The following is a 3,064-nucleotide window of genomic DNA, read 5'->3' on the forward strand; positions in this document are numbered from 1 at the left end:
TTTATATTTATCATTTTTTTGCATATAAAAAAAGGCTTATCAAAACAATTCAACGTGTTTTTTGTTGAAAATATTTTTTCATAAGCCTTTTAAATTTGCCTGTTATTTTAAATTGTGTCTGAATTGTTTCTATGTTATTCTGGAATTTCTTAGGAAGGTTTTGAGTGTATCTGCCTTTTCATCGAATACGGATATTACATAAGGACTGTAAGGGGCACTGGGAATTTCGATATACTTTTTTACCTATCCGGCAACCGGTGCAAATTCACATCCATGTTCATATGCACCTCGCCGGCACATCCCTGTGCCAGCGTTGCCAGTATATCAAACGAAATTCCAAGTGCCCCTAACAGCCCTTATTATATATCTGTATTTCGATGAAAAGGCAAATAAGCATCAATATCCATAAGATTTACCATGTTTTTAATACCATCTGCAGTAGCTGCATTCCCCTTAAAGGCATCAGAATCATCACTACAGCCATCATACACCCAGGATAAAGCCATATGAGTAATTACATAAGCATAAGGACGAACATTCTCCTGCATCATGTTATACATACCCTTATCACTTTCATATCCCGGTCCACCATATCCATAGTAGGCTACTGCTGAAAGCAATGCATCATTGGATACCGAAGCGGTATATTGTCCATTGCTCGGATTTGCTTTACTTGGTTCCAGACAATAAACTACAGTTCCATCCGAAAGACTATACTGGTGTGTCTGATAGCCATTGTAATTAATCGTCTTTCCTACGGTTAAATCTACATTAAAATCATAGTTTCCAGAGGCATAAGTTTTAACTACCAATCCCTCATCGGCACTGTTAAGAGCAATCTGCTCCGCTTCATGCTCTTTGTTTTCTTCTTCCGCCTTGCGTACCAGTTCATCAAAGTTATCTGAAAGAATCGATTCTTCCTGCTCCGGTAAACTTTCCGCAAAAGCAGTCAGCGGACTGGCTGCCATACAGACACATAATGCTACAGCTATGGACGCTTTTAACTTCTGTTTTACGCTAAATTTCTTCATACTTTCCGTTTTCCTCCTTCCATTTGCTAAAAGAAAGCATATCCTTGTGAAAATACTTTTCACAAGATGTTACGGTATTCGTCAAAGTCCTGTACAAGTACAGACTTTTCCTCATTACACGCACAAAAAAAGAACCGATATCATTATCAGTTCCCAGTTACCTTTATATTTTGTTTTCTATCCTCCCTTCCGCTAAGCTATACGTACCGGATTCCGGTACAAATATCTATAAAAAAAGGACTCAAAGTAAAATCACCTTGAATCCTTCTCTTACCATCTTTATATAGAATCTATTCCATTAATTAATGGATATGCCGGACCTACCGGTCCGATTTCTCCACATCCACTGCACTGTGCATAAGGTGCCACATCCTGCACCCATACCTGCTTGGTTTCTGCGTCATGGTGCTTTGTTCCGGTCTGCACTCTTTCTCCGGTGCTATAATATCCGCCTTTATCTTCTCCAGCAAGTATATGTGCTTCAATGTGGTCTCCAATTTGTTCCTCTGACCAACTGCTTATATCAGCATTACAAGTGCTGCAGCGTGTAATCTCACGCATTTCATATACTGGCTCGTCCCAGGCTTCTTTAACAACCTGTGTCTCATAATGACCGCTGCCCTCATGCAGCACCCACTTATGTTCATGCGCCGGAGCTGCATTATTGTTAGAAGCATTGGTGTTGCTATTGCTGCTTCCAGTTGTTCCACTGGAATTACTGGTAGTTGTTCCGGCTGATGCAGTGCTACCTGCACTTGCCTTATTGCCGGAATTGCTGTTGCTCTTATTTGATTTGCTTGTATTATTGTCAGATGGCTGTGCTGCAGTATTCTCTGCACTGGAAGTATTGCTCTCCAGTTTTCCAGTGGTCTCCTGCTCTGCAACTGCCTCTGTTTCCGGCTCTTCTGTCTCTGCCACCCCTTCGGTAGCTTCTGTATTTATAACAGATTCCTTATCAGCGGTAGTATCTTTTTTCCCGCCGCAGGCTGCCATACTTACTGTTACCATCAACATTGTTACAATCATCGCTAATCTTTTCTTCATAATGATTCCTCCCATCAGCTTTTCTTTTTTTGTCAATTATAATATAACAAACACTACAGCTTAACCATATTGTCGATTGCCTCTTCCACCGCAGCATTTAAACTTTTTCCATGCTCCATAGCATAGATTGCAATAGTTCTATGCAATTCCGGACTAATTCTTACATTAAAAGTCCCCTTATAAGGTTGCTCTGGCTCAATATTTCTCTCCTTACAATCCTCAAGATATTCATCCACTGCATTATGGAAATCCTGCTCTAATTCCTTTACGGATGCCCCTTCATAGGAAATCAGCGATTTAATACCGATTACTTTACCAAATAAACAATTATCTTCTTTCGAAAACTCTACTGTACCATTATAATTTTTGTATGATAGTAAGTCACTCATAATATGCCATCCTTTGATACCATTTCATCAAATGTAAAGTCTTTTAGTTTCTGCAAAAGTTTCTCTAATAATTTGTCCTTTCTGCTCATAAATTACTTCTCTTTTTATATTATACTCCCTGCTCACAGCAGATGCGACTAAAATTAGTTGCACTCACATATCTACCTTTTATACCTTACCATTAAAAACATTCTGTTCTGACATCATCCCAGCAAAACTCTGGATGTATTATTTTCTGATGTTCATCTATTTCACATATTCTTGAATAGATTTTATTCCCATACAGTTCTTTTATCTCTAATATCTCTTTCGACATTTCATATTGACCTACCTTAAATTGTGTACCATACAATTTCTGACAACAGTCTACCGCTATATTCAAATTTTGAAAACGCGAGGTTTCACGTACCTCGGCTATAAGTGTATTAATATTCTTTTCTAATGGATATTTGTTTTGCGTATCCGAAAGATATGCTGTTTCATTATTATATATCGGGCAATATAAATAACATTCATCCTCTTTCCGAATTAACGAAATATCGAAAAAATTTCGGTCCACATTTAATGTATAAGTATTTAATTCCAATAAAAAAGTTAAAT

3 protein-coding genes and 1 pseudogene are annotated in these 3,064 nt (G+C 38.0%); all 4 read right to left on the reverse strand.

What is annotated here, in order from left to right:
* Positions 1-359: 359 nt before the first annotated feature.
* The gene (locus tag DW059_RS15120) at positions 360-1,031 is read right to left on the reverse strand and encodes a thioester domain-containing protein (protein ID WP_117699341.1); all 672 of its coding nucleotides are present in this window, start codon (positions 1,029-1,031) and stop codon (positions 360-362) included.
* Between the two features lie 279 nt (positions 1,032-1,310).
* Complete coding sequence (locus DW059_RS15125; RefSeq protein ID WP_117699342.1) at positions 1,311-2,075, reverse strand: hypothetical protein; 765 nt, start codon at positions 2,073-2,075, stop codon at positions 1,311-1,313.
* Between the two features lie 53 nt (positions 2,076-2,128).
* Positions 2,129-2,464 (reverse strand): type II toxin-antitoxin system HicB family antitoxin, encoded by a 336-nt coding sequence (locus DW059_RS15130; RefSeq protein ID WP_022242502.1) that lies wholly within the window; start codon positions 2,462-2,464, stop codon positions 2,129-2,131.
* A 181-nt stretch (positions 2,465-2,645) separates the two neighbouring features.
* Positions 2,646-3,064: pseudogene (locus DW059_RS16230) on the reverse strand (hypothetical protein); the annotation flags it as partial.

Origin of the sequence: Roseburia sp. AF42-8 (assembly GCF_003435965.1) — a bacterium.
Taxonomy (GTDB): Bacteria; Bacillota; Clostridia; order Lachnospirales; family Lachnospiraceae; genus Roseburia_C; species Roseburia_C amylophila.

What these genes read in the sequence shown, in the direction of transcription:
- DW059_RS15120 (WP_117699341.1), bottom strand. Translation starts at nt 1,031, where the DNA reads ATGAAGAAATTTAGCGTAAAACAGAAGTTAAAAGCGTCCATAGCTGTA.
- DW059_RS15125 (WP_117699342.1), bottom strand. Translation starts at nt 2,075, where the DNA reads ATGAAGAAAAGATTAGCGATGATTGTAACAATGTTGATGGTAACAGTA.
- DW059_RS15130 (WP_022242502.1), bottom strand. Translation starts at nt 2,464, where the DNA reads ATGAGTGACTTACTATCATACAAAAATTATAATGGTACAGTAGAGTTT.